This is a genomic window from Lelliottia jeotgali, assembly GCF_977070485.1.
On record NZ_CDRVFO010000009.1, the window covers coordinates 114,106 to 127,568 of the forward strand.

Annotated in this window: 12 protein-coding genes; 3 read left to right on the forward strand and 9 right to left on the reverse strand. The window is 62.4% G+C overall.

The features are described from left to right. Positions 1-25 precede the first annotated feature (25 nt). A protein-coding gene (gene prfB / locus ACW4TB_RS15420; RefSeq protein ID WP_115274014.1) for a peptide chain release factor 2 occupies positions 26-1,121 on the reverse strand; the annotation gives its coding sequence in 2 pieces (ribosomal slippage) (positions 26-1,048 and positions 1,050-1,121; 1,095 coding nt in all). A gap of 210 nt (positions 1,122-1,331) precedes the next feature. On the opposite strand from prfB, the gene ACW4TB_RS15425 reads away from it, so the two are divergent. Further along, complete coding sequence (locus tag ACW4TB_RS15425; protein WP_254466341.1) at positions 1,332-1,727, forward strand: hypothetical protein; 396 nt, start codon at positions 1,332-1,334, stop codon at positions 1,725-1,727. A 40-nt stretch (positions 1,728-1,767) separates the two neighbouring features. Here the strand turns inward: ACW4TB_RS15425 and wspR are convergent, their stop codons facing one another. The 8 genes from wspR to ACW4TB_RS15465 all read right to left on the reverse strand — a co-directional run bounded on the left by wspR (position 1,768) and on the right by ACW4TB_RS15465 (position 10,951). Continuing rightward, the gene (wspR, locus tag ACW4TB_RS15430) at positions 1,768-2,772 is read right to left on the reverse strand and encodes a Wsp signal transduction system regulator diguanylate cyclase WspR (RefSeq protein ID WP_012315940.1); all 1,005 of its coding nucleotides are present in this window, start codon (positions 2,770-2,772) and stop codon (positions 1,768-1,770) included. 51 nt (positions 2,773-2,823) lie between these two features. Next, complete coding sequence (cheB, locus tag ACW4TB_RS15435) at positions 2,824-3,837, reverse strand: chemotaxis response regulator protein-glutamate methylesterase (protein WP_254466342.1); 1,014 nt, start codon at positions 3,835-3,837, stop codon at positions 2,824-2,826. After that, on the reverse strand, positions 3,834-6,101 hold the full coding sequence (locus tag ACW4TB_RS15440) for a hybrid sensor histidine kinase/response regulator (RefSeq protein ID WP_279928267.1): 2,268 nt from the start codon (positions 6,099-6,101) through the stop codon (positions 3,834-3,836). The genes cheB and ACW4TB_RS15440 overlap by 4 nt, the downstream gene beginning before the upstream one ends. Next, on the reverse strand, positions 6,098-6,763 hold the full coding sequence (locus tag ACW4TB_RS15445; RefSeq protein WP_254466343.1) for a chemotaxis protein CheW: 666 nt from the start codon (positions 6,761-6,763) through the stop codon (positions 6,098-6,100). The genes ACW4TB_RS15440 and ACW4TB_RS15445 overlap by 4 nt, the downstream gene beginning before the upstream one ends. Beyond that, positions 6,760-8,004, reverse strand: coding sequence for a CheR family methyltransferase (locus ACW4TB_RS15450; RefSeq protein WP_254466344.1), 1,245 nt, complete (start codon positions 8,002-8,004; stop codon positions 6,760-6,762). The genes ACW4TB_RS15445 and ACW4TB_RS15450 overlap by 4 nt, the downstream gene beginning before the upstream one ends. Then, entirely contained in the window at positions 8,001-8,507 is a 507-nt protein-coding gene (locus ACW4TB_RS15455; protein WP_254466345.1) for a chemotaxis protein CheW, read from the reverse strand. The genes ACW4TB_RS15450 and ACW4TB_RS15455 overlap by 4 nt, the downstream gene beginning before the upstream one ends. 5 nt (positions 8,508-8,512) lie before the next feature. Continuing rightward, the gene (locus ACW4TB_RS15460; RefSeq protein ID WP_012315946.1) at positions 8,513-10,135 is read right to left on the reverse strand and encodes a methyl-accepting chemotaxis protein; all 1,623 of its coding nucleotides are present in this window, start codon (positions 10,133-10,135) and stop codon (positions 8,513-8,515) included. A 129-nt stretch (positions 10,136-10,264) separates the two neighbouring features. Beyond that, on the reverse strand, positions 10,265-10,951 hold the full coding sequence (locus ACW4TB_RS15465) for a tellurite resistance TerB family protein (protein ID WP_279928273.1): 687 nt from the start codon (positions 10,949-10,951) through the stop codon (positions 10,265-10,267). A 204-nt stretch (positions 10,952-11,155) separates the two neighbouring features. Here ACW4TB_RS15465 and ydcS point away from each other — a divergent pair, with 204 nt between their 5' ends. Together ydcS and ACW4TB_RS15475 are read left to right on the forward strand one after the other, a co-directional pair. Then, positions 11,156-12,307: a putative ABC transporter substrate-binding protein YdcS gene (gene ydcS, locus ACW4TB_RS15470; protein ID WP_012315948.1), complete on the forward strand. Its 1,152-nt coding sequence runs from the start codon at positions 11,156-11,158 to the stop codon at positions 12,305-12,307. 115 nt (positions 12,308-12,422) lie between these two features. Further along, positions 12,423-13,463 (forward strand): ABC transporter ATP-binding protein, encoded by a 1,041-nt coding sequence (locus ACW4TB_RS15475; RefSeq protein WP_012315949.1) that lies wholly within the window; start codon positions 12,423-12,425, stop codon positions 13,461-13,463.

The window sequence follows — 13,463 nt, forward strand, 5'->3', positions numbered from 1 at the left end:
GGGCATCGCGGCGGTGGTGTGCGGCTTACAGCCCCTGCTTGAGGCTCGCTTCCAGATACTGGTCGATGTCGCCATCCAGCACCTTGTTGCAGTCGCTGCGCTCGACGCCGGTACGCAGGTCCTTGATACGCGAGTCATCCAGCACGTAGGAGCGGATCTGGTGGCCCCAGCCGATGTCCGACTTGCTGTCTTCCAGCGCCTGGGAGGCGGCGTTGCGTTTTTGCATCTCCAGCTCGTACAACTTGGCCCGCAGCATTTTCATGGCGGTGTCCTTGTTGGCATGCTGGGAGCGTTCGTTCTGGCACGCCACCACGGTGTTGGTCGGCACGTGGGTGATACGTACCGCCGAGTCGGTGGTGTTCACGTGCTGGCCACCGGCACCGGAGGAACGGTAAGTGTCGATGCGCAGGTCGGACGGGTTGATGTCGATCTCGACCTTGTCGTCGATCTCGGGCGACACGAACACCGCCGAGAACGAGGTGTGGCGACGGGCACCGGAGTCGAACGGGCTCTTGCGCACCAGGCGGTGCACACCGATTTCGGTGCGCAGCCAGCCGAAAGCGTATTCGCCCTTGATGTGCACGGTGGCGCCCTTGATGCCGGCGACTTCACCTTCGGAAAGCTCGATGATGGTAGCGTCGAAACCGCGCTTGTCGGCCCAGCGCAGGTACATGCGCAGCAGGATGTTGGCCCAGTCCTGCGCTTCGGTACCGCCGGAGCCGGCCTGGATGTCCAGGTAGGCATTGTTCATGTCCATCTCGCCGCTGAACATGCGACGGAACTCAAGCTGGGCCAGTTTTTCTTCCAGGCCTTGCAGCTCGGTCACGACGTCGCTCACGGCGCTTTCGTCATTTTCCTCGACGGCCATGTCGAGCAGATCCTGGCAATCGGCCAGGCCGCCGGACATCTTGTCCAGGGTCTCGACGACCTGCGCCAGCATGGCACGCTCGCGGCCCAGGGCCTGGGCGTACTCGGGCTTGTTCCAGACGGCCGGGTCTTCCAGCTCGCGGTTGACTTCGATCAGGCGATCAGCTTTTTGATCGTAGTCAAAGATACCCCCGAATGGACTGGGAACGCTCGGTGAGGTCCTTGATGGTGTTCAGGATCGGTTGGATTTCCATGGCGCGCGGCTCTCGTACGAATTCGGTGAAAAGCCCGCGAGTATAACCCATACAGACAAGCACGGTAGCCCGTTGAGCAGCCCGCACAGCGCCGGATCACGACCGCGCGTGATTTCCTGGTAATTCTGCCAGTAGCCCCCAGGCGTCGAGCAACGCAAGACTTGCCATCAGGCATGCGGATACTCCGCCGCCTCAATGGGAGCAATGAAAATGAGTGATCACTTTGACCGCGCATTGAAAATTCTGGAAGGTTTCGAAATTCTTCCTCCTGAATTCACGAACGCCGTGAACGACACGCTAGAGTTCGACCCAGCGCCCGCCCGAAACCCTGTAAAAGTGCATTACCCGGGGTTGAAGGAGGAGATTCCCGGACTCGAACGCGTCACCGTCGGGTGTTACGGCGATAATTGGGGAACGGGACGATCACCTGCAGCCCCCCAACGCGAAGAAACCCTTGAAGGTTATGCACCCGGTGCCGTCCTGACAGAGGCCGCCAGCTACAGAATATGGGCGGTCGTCAGGTTCAAGATGGCAGGCGAAGAAACGGAGCTCATCGTCCGCTCTGCAGATCGCACTTACAAGCTCAAAAGAAAAGAAGCTAAGTAAACTTGACTGGCGGCTACCCCGCCCGTGCCAGCCAAGAGCCTCATGCGATACCCACTGTGTTCCGACCACTGTTCTTGGCCAGGTACAAGCCCTTGTCGGCAGCGGATATAAGCTGCCGGCAATGGCTGCCGATCGCCGGCGTCTGGGTCGCCAGGCCGATGCTCACGGTCAGTCGCGAATCGTCTTGCGGCGCGGTATGCGGGATATTCAGGCCATGTACGGTCTGGCGCAGTTTCTCTGCGACCAGCCGCGCACCGCCCGGGGAGGTGTTGGGCAATACCAGCGCGAATTCCTCGCCACCGTAGCGCGCCGGCAGGTCGGTAGGCCTCGAACAAGAGCCGCGAATGGCCTCTGCAACCTTGCGCAGCGCCTCATCACCCGCCAGGTGCCCGAAGCTGTCGTTGTAGACCTTGAAGTAGTCGACATCGATCATCAGCAGCGACAATTGCTGCTGCTCACGCATGGCCCGGCGCCACTCCAGTTCAAGGTACTCATCGAAATGGCGGCGGTTGGACAGACCCGTGAGGCCATCGGAGTTCATCAGCCGCTGCAGCATCAGGTTGGTGTCGAGCAGTTGCTGCTGGCTCACGCGCAGCGCCCGGTAGGCCTCGTCACGCTGCAGCAGGGTCAAGTAAGAGCGGGAGTGGTAGCGGATGCGGGCCACCAGTTCGATGGTGTCCGGCAGCTTGACCAGGTAGTCGTTGGCTCCGGCAGCGAAGGCCGCACTCTTGACCAAAGGGTCTTCCTTGGTCGACAGAACGATGATCGGGATGTCCCGGGTAGCCGGATTGTTGCGGTATTCGCGCACCAGGGTAAGGCCGTCGAGGCCCGGCATGATCAGGTCCTGGAGGATCACCGTGGGTTTGATGCGCATGGCCTGGGCCACGGCCTGATGGGGGTCGGCGCAGAAATGGAAATCGATATTCTCCTCGTGGGCCAGGCCACGACGCACCGCTTCACCGATCATCGCCTGATCGTCGACCAGCAAGACCATCGCCGAATTTTCATTGGCGGTCGCAAACCCTTCGATCGGTAGATCAATCATCCCTATTCACCTGATCACGGCCGCAGAGGCGGTGTGATTCAATACATATCGTCATTGTGCAAAGATTTCCATCAGGCGCCCGGCGATTCGCTCCAGCGGACGGATTTCCACCGCTGCATCGATTGCCGCGGCGGCTTTGGGCATTCCGTAGACTGCGCTGCTGGACTGGTCCTGAGCAATGGTCAGGAAGCCTTGCTGGCGCATCAGTTTCAGACCTTGGGCACCATCGCGGCCCATGCCTGTAAGCAACACACCCACCGCCTGCCCGCGCCAATAGCGCGCCACACTCTCGAAGAACACATCGATCGAGGGGCGGTAGATTTCGTTGACAGGTTCGGCAGTGTAGGCCAACTGGCCGTTATGCAGCAGGCGTATATGGTGATTGGTGCCCGCCAACAGGACCTGCCCGGGCTGCGGCGGCTCCCCTTCACGGGCCAGGCGCACCGGCATGCCACAGGCACTGCCGAGCCACTCGGCCATGCCTGCAGCAAACACTTGGTCAACATGCTGGACCAGCACTATGGATGCCGGGAACGCCTTGGGCAGCCCCTTTAGCAGCACCTCGAGGGCCGCAGGCCCCCCGGCCGAAGAGCCGATCGCCACCAAGCCGCGGCGCTGGGCGGCATCGCGTAACGGCGCGGCGACCGTTTTGGTCGCGCTGGGCCGCTGTTGGCCGATCAACCAGCTGATGTTGAGGATCTTGCGTAGCAACGGGGCAGCCGCCTCCCGCGCATCACCCGCGCCGAGCGCCGGGGTGTCGACCACATCCAGGGCCCCATGGCCCATGGCCTCGAACACGCGATGCACGTTCTGCTTGCGGTCGACGGTAACGATGACGATGGCACACGGCGTCTCGGCCATGATCCGCCGGGTCGCCTCCACACCATCCATCACCGGCATGATGAGGTCCATGAGAATCAGGTCAGGCGTTGCCTGGGCACACTGGCGCACGGCCTCGGCGCCATTGCTGGCCACCCAGATCACCTCATGCGCAGGCTCCAGGGCCAGGGCCCGGCGCAACGCTTCTACCGCCATGGGCATATCGTTGACGATGGCGATCTTCATCCTTGAGCACCTCCGATCAGTTCAACCACAGCGTCGAGCAACGCATCGTCGTGGAAGCTGGCTTTTGCCAAATAGTAGTCGGCGCCAGCATCCAGGCCTCGCCGGCGATCTTCCTCGCGGTCCTTGTACGACACCACCATCACGGGCAACGACTGCAGGCGCTGGTCGCGGCGTACCAAGGTAACCAGCTCGATACCGTCCATGCGCGGCATGTCGATGTCGGTGATCAGCAGGTCGAAATCCTCGCTACGCAACGCATTCCAACCGTCCATGCCATCGACTGCCACCGCCACCTCGAACCCCCGATTGCTCAGCAGCTTGCGTTGCAGCTCGCGAACGGTGAGCGAGTCATCGACTACCAGGATGCGCTTGCTGCTGACGCCACGGCCGGCCTGCAGGCCGCGCTCGATGCGCTCCAGGCGGCCGGTACTGAGCAGCTTCTCGACCGAACGCAGCAAGTCTTCGACATCGACAATCAACACCACCGAGCCATCGTCCAGCAGCGCCCCCGCGGAAATGTCCTGGACCTTGCCCAACCGCGCATCAAGCGGCATCACTACCAGCACCCGCTCACCGATCAGCCGCTCCACGGCCACACCGTAAAGCTGTTCACGTTCGCGGATCACCACGACCCGCAAACCGCCTTCATCACCTTGCGCGGTGGGCCGGTTGAGCAACTGGCTGGCCGCCACCAGACCGATATGCCGGCCCTCATGCCAAAAATGCTGACGCCCCTCGATTTGTACGATCTGCTCGGCAGTCACTTCCAAGGTGCGCTCGATATGCGCCAGAGGGAACGCATAAGCCTCCCCCCCGACTTCCACCACAAGGCTGCGTACCACTGAAAGGGTCAACGGCACTTCCAGGTGAAAGCGGCAGCCCTGGCCGGCCTGCTGGGTCAGCTCGATCGAGCCGCGCAGGTCCCGGACCAGATGCTGCACAGCGTCCAGGCCAACACCGCGGCCGGAGACTTCGGTCACTTTGTCACGCATGCTGAAGCCCGGCAGGAACAGGAAGGTCAGCAGCTCCGCCTCGCTCATCTTCGCCACGGTATCCGCCGGGGACAAGCCGCGCTGAACGATACTGCGCTGCAGCCGTTGCAGGTCGATGCCGGCGCCGTCATCGCTCAGCTCAAGGATCAACAGGCCGGCCTGATGGGAGGCTCGCAGGCGTATCGCACCTTCTTCCGGTTTGCCCGCCAGCAGTCGCTGCTCAGGCAGTTCAATACCATGGTCGACTGCATTGCGCAGCAGATGGGTCAACGGCGCTTCGAGCTTTTCCAGCACATCGCGGTCGACCTGGGTCTTTTCACCGTCTATCTGCAGACGCACCTGCTTGCCCAGCGAGCGACCCAAGTCTCGCACCATACGGCTCTGGCCGGTGAGCACATCGGCAAACGGGCGCATACGGCAGGCCAGAGCCGTGTCGTACAGCAACTGAGCCCGCTGGCTGGCCTGCCATCCGAATTCGTCGAGGTCGGCAGTCTGCTGTTGCAGGATTTGCTGGGTTTCCATCAGCAGCCGTTGCGTCTGGGCCAGTGCTTCCAACACCGGCAGGCTCTGGCCGCTGCCTTCCAATTGGGCTTTCAGGCCATCGAGGGCGCGCATGCCTTGGCCGTGCATGCGCTTGAGGCGCTGCAGGGTGGCCAGGTAGGGTTTGAGGCGCTGAGTCTCGACCAGCGACTTGCTCGACAAGTCGAGCAGGCTATTGAGTCGATCGGCAGTTACCCGCAACACCCGCTCGCTGCCTTGCGCGCCACGTTTACCTGCCTTGCGCGGCACTAGAGGCTCTGCTTCTGGCTCAACCTCGGGGGTAATCAGGTCGGCCGCAGGTAACGGTTGCGGGGCCGGCTCCCTGGAAGGCACAGGTGCAATGGGAGGATCCAGCAGGCCAGACATCTGGGCCAAAAAACCGGGTACCGCGCTCTCACCGGCCGGGTCCCCGGGCGTGGCGACATGCAGCAGCAAGTCGGTACCGCGCAGCAAGGCATCGATATGTTCAGCGCGCAGCAGCAGTCGGCCTTCCTGGGCCGCTACCAGGCAATCTTCCATCACATGGGCCACGCTGACCCCGTCGTCAATGCCAACGATGCGTGCAGCCCCCTTCAAAGAGTGCGCAGCACGCATGCAGGCTTCCAACTGATCGGCCTGGGTCGGGTTGCGCTCCAGCGTCATCAGCCCTGTGATGAGCACCTGGGTCTGAGCTTCCGCTTCCAGGCTGAACAGCTCGAGCAACGATGCGTCGCGCATTTGCTCAGGGGTCATGACAGGCTCCGCTGCACGGCAGACAGTAGTTGTTGATCGTCCAGCACACGCACGCTGCGCCCGCGCCACTGCAACACGGCTGCGGTGAACGGTGCAGTATCTTCAGTGGCGCCCGGTAGTGCGGGCTCCAGGCGATGAATACCGTCGATCTCGTCCACCGCCAGTACCACTGGCCCGCCTGCCGCCGCCAGAATCAACATGCGCGGCATCGCCCGGCTGCTGCGCGCAGGCTCCGGGAAGAGCGCCAGCCCCAGCAGTTCGCTCAGCGACAGGCACGGCACCAGTGCACCACGCACATTGGCCACCCCTTGCAGCACCCTGGAACGCTGATGCGGCAAGGAATGCACCGGCTGCACCGGGGCGATCTCGGCCAGGCAGGCAGTCGCCAGGGCCAGCCACTCCTCCCCTAGACGAAACAGTAGCAGCGAGCGCCCGACGCTGGACTCGACCTGCGCCGCCTCATGCGACTGATCGTCCTGGGCCAGTGCATAGCGGTCCAGCAGACGGGTGGCGGCCGCAGCATAGACTTCACAATTGCGACAATGGATATGCCTTTGCAGCAGCGGGCATTGCTTGTCACCGTGCACGCCGATCCGGTTCCAGCAATCGTCGATACGCTCATCGTCCTGGGCGAGCAGCGCAATTGCGTGTTCGACGCTCATCGTTCAGCCCCCATGCCAGCGCGTGCCGCGCGTTCGTGCAAGCGGCGAGCGCCGGCTTCGTCGCCCTGGGCCGCCAGCAACATGGCCAGGTGCAACAGCGCCTCAGGGTGCTGCGGCTCCAGATACAGGGCTTTGCGGTAGTGCGTCTGGGCTTGCCGGGCATCGCCTTCGGTATCGCTGAGCAGTCCCAGCCAGTAATACACCTGAGCCTTGGGCTCGAACTGCTGCAGGTAGCGCTGGCAATTGGCACGCGCTTGCGCGCCCTCACCCGCGTTGGCCTGCCTCGCAATGAGGGCCAGCAGTTCACTTTCGCTCTCGCGCTGCACCACTGTGGGCGGGGCAACCGGAACCGAACGCAATGGCCGCGAAATGGGCGCAGGTGCAGGCACAGGGCGGCTCGGTGCGAGTGGCGCCGGTTGGCTGACCCGCGGCTGTGCTGGCGCTTCCAACGTCTGGCGGACGTAGGCGAACGACTGGGCAATGCCCAGCGGCCGCATACCCAGCCTTGCCAGAAGGCTGCCCTCGGCCGGCCCGATAAACAGTACGCCGTGCTCGTGGGTAAGACGCTTGAGCACCTCGAATACTCGCTGCTGGGTCGCCACGTCGAAGTAGATCAGCAAGTTGCGGCAGAACACGAAGTCGTAATAACCGTCACGGCTGCCCAGCGCCGGGTCGAGCACATTGCCCACGGCCAGGTTCACCTGTGCACGCACCCGCTCATTCAGTTCATGGCCTTCGGCGAGCGCGTGGAAGTGGCGCTCGCGAAAGGCCAGATCAACGCCGCGGAACGAGTTGCGACCGTAGACCGCCTGCACGCCCTTGGCCACCGAATTGGGACTGATGTCGATACCGTCGATGCGAAACGCAGCCGGGTTCATGCCTGAATCGAGCAGTGCCATGGCCAGGGAATAAGGTTCTTCACCCGTGGAGCACGGCAAACTCAGCAAGCGTAGCGGCCGCTCGCCGGCGAGTTCGGCCAGGCGTTTGTGGGCCAGCCCGACCAGCGCGGTAAACGACTCTGGGTAGCGGAAGAACCAGGTTTCCGGGACGATCACCGCTTCGATAAGCGCCTGCTGCTCATCTAAGGATTGCTGCAAGCACAGCCAATAGTCTTGCAGGTCTTGGGCATTGACCGCGACACAGCGCTGCTGCAGGGCACGCTCGACCATGGGCACGCCGACAGATTCGACATCCAGGCCGATGCGCTCTTGCAGAAAGCGGAAAAACCGTTGCTCGCTCATACCGACACCTGCCCCGACTCTTGTGGGAACAGCAGTTCGCGCACAGTGTCTGACAGCAAGTCATCGACCTCGATACGCTGTAGCAGGCCATTGCCGTCCTGACGAACCGGGCCCAGGTAACGCGCTTCGGGGTTGTCCAGCCCATACGGCTGAAACTCATCAGCGAGGCAGCGCAAGGTTTCGGTAGCCTGTTCGAGGATCAGTCCCAACTGATGCTCGCCCCGATAGTGCACCAGCACCAGCCGTGTGCTGGTGCGCGCAGTGGCAGGCTGGCCAAAACTCAGGGCCGACAGGTCGACCACCGGCACCAGCACGCCACGATGGGCAACTATGCCAGCAACCCAGGCCGGCGCCTGGGCGATCGGCTTGAGTGGCCGGCGAGGTAGCACTTCGACCACCTCGCGCACATCAAGGGCGAAACGTTGGTCGTTGAGACGAAATAGCAGGTACAGATTACCCTTGGCGCTGGCCGCTGCTGCCGCATGCGTGTACATGTCACTCATGGCGGTCAGACTTTAAAGCGCGATACACCACCGCGCAGGCCCGCGGCCACCTGGCTCAACTCGTCGATGGCGAAGCTGGCCTGGCGCAGCGATTCCACCGTCTGCGTGCTGGCATCGCTGAGCTGAGCCAGTGCCTGGTTGATCTGCTCGGCACCGGTAGCCTGGGCCTGCATGCCTTCGTTGACCATCAACACACGTGGCGCCAGCGCCTGTACCTGATGAATGATCTGGCTCAGCTGCTCGCCCACTTGCTGCACTTCGAACATGCCTCGGCGTACTTCTTCGGAAAACTTGTCCATGCCCATGACCCCTGCCGATACCGCCGACTGGATTTCCCGAACCATTTGCTCGATGTCGTACGTGGCGACAGCCGTCTGGTCCGCAAGGCGCCGCACTTCGGTGGCCACGACGGCAAAACCGCGCCCGTACTCGCCGGCCTTTTCCGCTTCGATGGCGGCATTGAGCGACAGCAGGTTAGTCTGGTCGGCGACCTTGACGATGGTCACCACCATCTGAGTGATGTTGCTGGCCTTTTCGTTGAGGATCGCCAGCTTGGCATTGACCAGGTCGGCTGCGCCCATGACCTGGTGCATGGTGTCCTCCATGCGCGCCAAGCCTTGCTGACCGGAACCGGCAAGGCTCGATGCCTGATCGGCGGCGCTGGTGACTTCGGTCATGGTGCGCACCAGATCGCGCGAGGTAGCGGCAATTTCACGGGAAGTGGCACCAATCTCCGTGGTGGTCGCAGCGGTTTCGGTGGCGGTGGCCTGTTGTTGCTTGGAGGTGGCCGCAATTTCAGTGACCGATGTGGTCACCTGTACCGAAGAGCGCTGGGCCTGGGACACCAGCTTGGCCAGCGCCTCGGCCATCTCGTTGAAGCCGCTTTCGATGGCGCCGAACTCGTCCTTGCGGTCCAGGCTCAGGCGCATGCTCAAGTCGCCCGAGCGCAGCTTGTCGAGGGCATGCACCACGCGCTGTACAGGCGCGGTGATGGCGCGCATCAACAGCAGCCCGCAGATGCCCGCCGCGATGATCGCCAACAGCAGCGAAACGATCATGCTGCCTTTGGCAGTGCTTACGGCACCGACGATCTGGTGGTTAGCGGCATCGGCGGCTTCGCGGTTGTACTCGATCATCGTGTTGAGATGATTACGGCCCTCCGACCAGGCCGGTGTCAGAACGTCCTTGATCAACCGCTCTGCCTCGGCATAATCATGCCGACGGTAGGCTTCAATCACCTGGCCGATGATATGGGTGTAGTTTGCCTCCATCTGGATGAAGGTGTCGAAATGGTCCTGGTCGTCCTTGTCGTGAATGGTGCCTTGGTAACTGGCCAGGTGTTGCTTGAGGCGTTCATCGAAGCTTTTGAACAGCTCCATGTCGGCTGCTGTGATCTCACGGTGGTCGGACAACCCCACCAGCTGCTGGCTGGTGACGTAGCTGTCGACCCAGGCACTGCGGATCATCGAACTGTAGTAGACCCCGGGAATGCTGTCGGTACCAACTGCCTCCTCGGCACTTTCGATCGCCACCAGCCGCGAGTAAGCGGCTACGACCATCAGCAACATGATGGCGATGATCACGGCGAAACTTGCCAGGATCCGTTGGCGCAAGGTCCAGTTCTTCACATTCAGCCCTCAGGAATTCACAACGAGCGGGAAAAATCGCCGAAGTATAGCCCAGGCGTCCTGCGCTTATGCGGCTGAATATAAGGTGTTAATCAGGCATCCCTGCCTGGTGGCCAGGCCATTTACCCATCATTGACCTGCGGCAAGTCGGACCTGACTCTCCAGTTCCTGGCGCAACGCCGGGTCCAGGCGAAGCTGACGGGCCAGTTCGTCCAGGTACGCACGCTCCATGAAGTTCTCCTGATCGACCATCATCAGGCTGGCCAGGTACATCTCGGCAGCCATCTCCGGCGTTTGTGCGGCGCGCGCGACTTCGGCAGGGTCCAGTGGCTTGTTCAGCTCGGCGTGCAACCAGTGCTGCAGTTCACGGTCGCTGTCCAGGCGGGTGAATTCCCCTTCGATCAGCGCCCGCTCGCGCTCGTCGATGTGGCCATCGGATTTGGCCGCTGCCACCAACGCCCGCAATACCGCCTGGCTATGCTGCTCGACCTGGGCCGGCGGCAGGCGATCGAGAGTTTGCGGTTCGGCCCCCTGCCCTGCGCCCTGGCGGGCCTGCCAGTTGCCATAGGCCTTGTAGGCCAGTACGCCGAGCGCGGCGAGGCCACCGTAGGTGATCACTTTGCCGCCATACTTGCGCGCTTTCTTGTTGCCCAACAGCAAACCCAGGGCGCCAGCCCCTAGCGCACCGCCCCCGGCGCCGGAAAGCAGGCTGCCCAAGCCTCCTGAGCCTGCAGCCGGCTTGCCTGCGCCGGCCTGTTTGTTCAACAGTTCCTGGCCGGATTTGAGCAGTTGATCGAGCAGACCCCGAGTATTCATTCACATGTCTCCACGCTGCGGAAAGTAACGTCCAGAGTAAGGCCTGCAGAGCCCATGGCCACCCGTGGATTTGCTTCCGGATGTTGCATCGGTAGGCAAAAAGCCAACTAGACTCGACTTCGCCCCAAGCGCATTACGCTTATAGCTATCGCTCCACTGCTTTCTTGATGACTGCCCCGACCAGGATCTAAAAGAGGGAACACCATGTCAGCGCACAAGACCGCATTGCTCGGCGCCGTGACCGGCGCACTGCTGGCCAGTGCAGGCCTGCAGGCCGCCGAGTTGCCCAAGGCCCTGGGCGCCGGTGAAGGCCGGCTGGATATCGTCGCCTGGCCCGGTTATATCGAGCGCGGTGAGAGCGACAAGGCCTATGACTGGGTCACAGGCTTCGAAAAGGAAACCGGGTGCAAGGTCAGCGTCAAGACCGCAGCCACCTCCGACGAAATGGTCAGCCTGATGAACAAGGGCGGTTACGACCTGGTAACCGCCTCCGGCGATGCCTCGCTGCGCCTGATCGCCGGCAAGAAGGTGCAGCCGATCAATACCGGGCTGATTCCCAACTGGAAAAACCTCGACCCGCGCCTGCAGGACGGTGGCTGGTACGTGGTCGACAAACAGGTCTACGGTACCCCGTATCAGTGGGGGCCGAACGTTCTGCTGTACAACACCAACACGTTCAAGCAGCCACCCACCAGCTGGAGCGTGGTGTTCGAGCCGCAAGACCTGCCCGACGGCAAACCGAACAAAGGCCGCGTGCAGGCCTATGACGGGCCCATCTACATTGCCGATGCTGCGTTGTACCTGAAATCGGCCAAGCCCGAACTGGGCATTCAGGACCCCTATGAACTGAACGAAGCCCAGTACAAGGCAGTGCTCGAACTGCTGCGCCAGCAGCAACCGCTGATCCATCGATACTGGCATGACGCCACGGTGCAGATGAGCGATGTGAAGAACGAAGGCGTGGTCGCCTCCAGTTCCTGGGGCTACATGGTCAATAGCCTCAAGGCGGAGAACCAGCCGGTGGCCTCCACCCTGCCGAAGGAAGGTGCCACGGGCTGGGCCGACACCACCATGCTGCACAGCGAAGCCAAGCACCCCAACTGTGCCTATAAATGGATGGACTGGTCGTTGCAGCCAAAGGTACAGGGCGATGTAGCGGCCTGGTTCGGCTCATTGCCAGCAGTACCTGCTGCCTGCAACGGCAATGTGCTGTTGGGGGCCGAGGGCTGCAAGACCAATGGCTTCGACAACTTCGACAAAATCGCCTTCTGGAAGACACCGCAGGCACAGGGCGGCAAGTTCGTGCCGTATAGCCGCTGGACCCAGGACTACATTGCGATCATGGGCGGGCGCTAGCGACCAAGAGCATCGTTGCATCAGCTGAAGGAACAGGGGCCGCCAGATTTCTGTAGGAGCGGCCTTGTGTCGCGAAAGGGGCGCAGAGCGCCCCGGCTTTAACCTGGAGCCCCCAATGCCCCTAGCCGTCCAGTTCACCCAGGTGTCACGCACCTTCGGCGAGGTCAAGGCCGTTGACCAGGTCAGCATCGACATCATCGATGGGGAGTTCTTTTCGATGCTCGGCCCTTCAGGCTCGGGCAAGACCACCTGCCTGCGCCTTATAGCCGGTTTCGAGCAGCCGGACAGCGGCTCGATCCGCATCCATGGCGTCGAAGCCGCTGGCGTGCCGCCTTACCAGCGCGACGTCAACACCGTTTTCCAGGACTACGCACTGTTCCCGCACATGAACGTGCGCGACAACATCGCCTACGGGCTGAAGGTCAAAGGCATAGCCAAGGCCGAACGCCATGCGCGCGCCGAAGAAGCCCTGGCTATGGTGGCCCTGGCAGGCTATGGGGAGCGCAAACCGGCACAACTTTCCGGAGGCCAGCGCCAGCGCGTGGCCCTGGCCCGCGCCTTGGTCAATCGGCCGCGGGTGCTGCTGCTCGACGAGCCGCTCGGCGCCCTCGACCTGAAACTGCGCGAACAGATGCAGGGCGAATTGAAAAAGCTGCAGCGCCAGTTGGGTATCACCTTCATTTTCGTCACCCATGACCAGACAGAAGCGCTGTCGATGTCAGACCGGGTGGCGGTGTTCAACCGCGGCCGCATCGAACAAGTCGATGCACCGCGCAATCTGTACATGAAACCGGCTACCACCTTCGTCGCCGAGTTTGTCGGCACCTCCAACGTAGTACGCGGCGATCTGGCCCAACACCTCAGCGGCAGCCGCACGCCCTTCTCCATTCGCCCCGAGCATATTCGCCTGCTCGGCCAGCCCGAGGCCAGCCACGATGTACAGGTCAGCGGCCTGCTGCGCGACATCCAGTACCAGGGCAGTGCCACCCGCTATGAAGTGCAGCTGGACAGCGGCCAATTGCTGGCGGTCAGCCAGGCCAACGACCGCTGGCACGAGCAGCCACAAGACTGGCGGCCCGGCCAACGGGTGCAGGCACACTGGCCGCGTGAAGCGATGACGGTACTGCAGGAAACTGTCCTGACCGAGGGCCAGTGA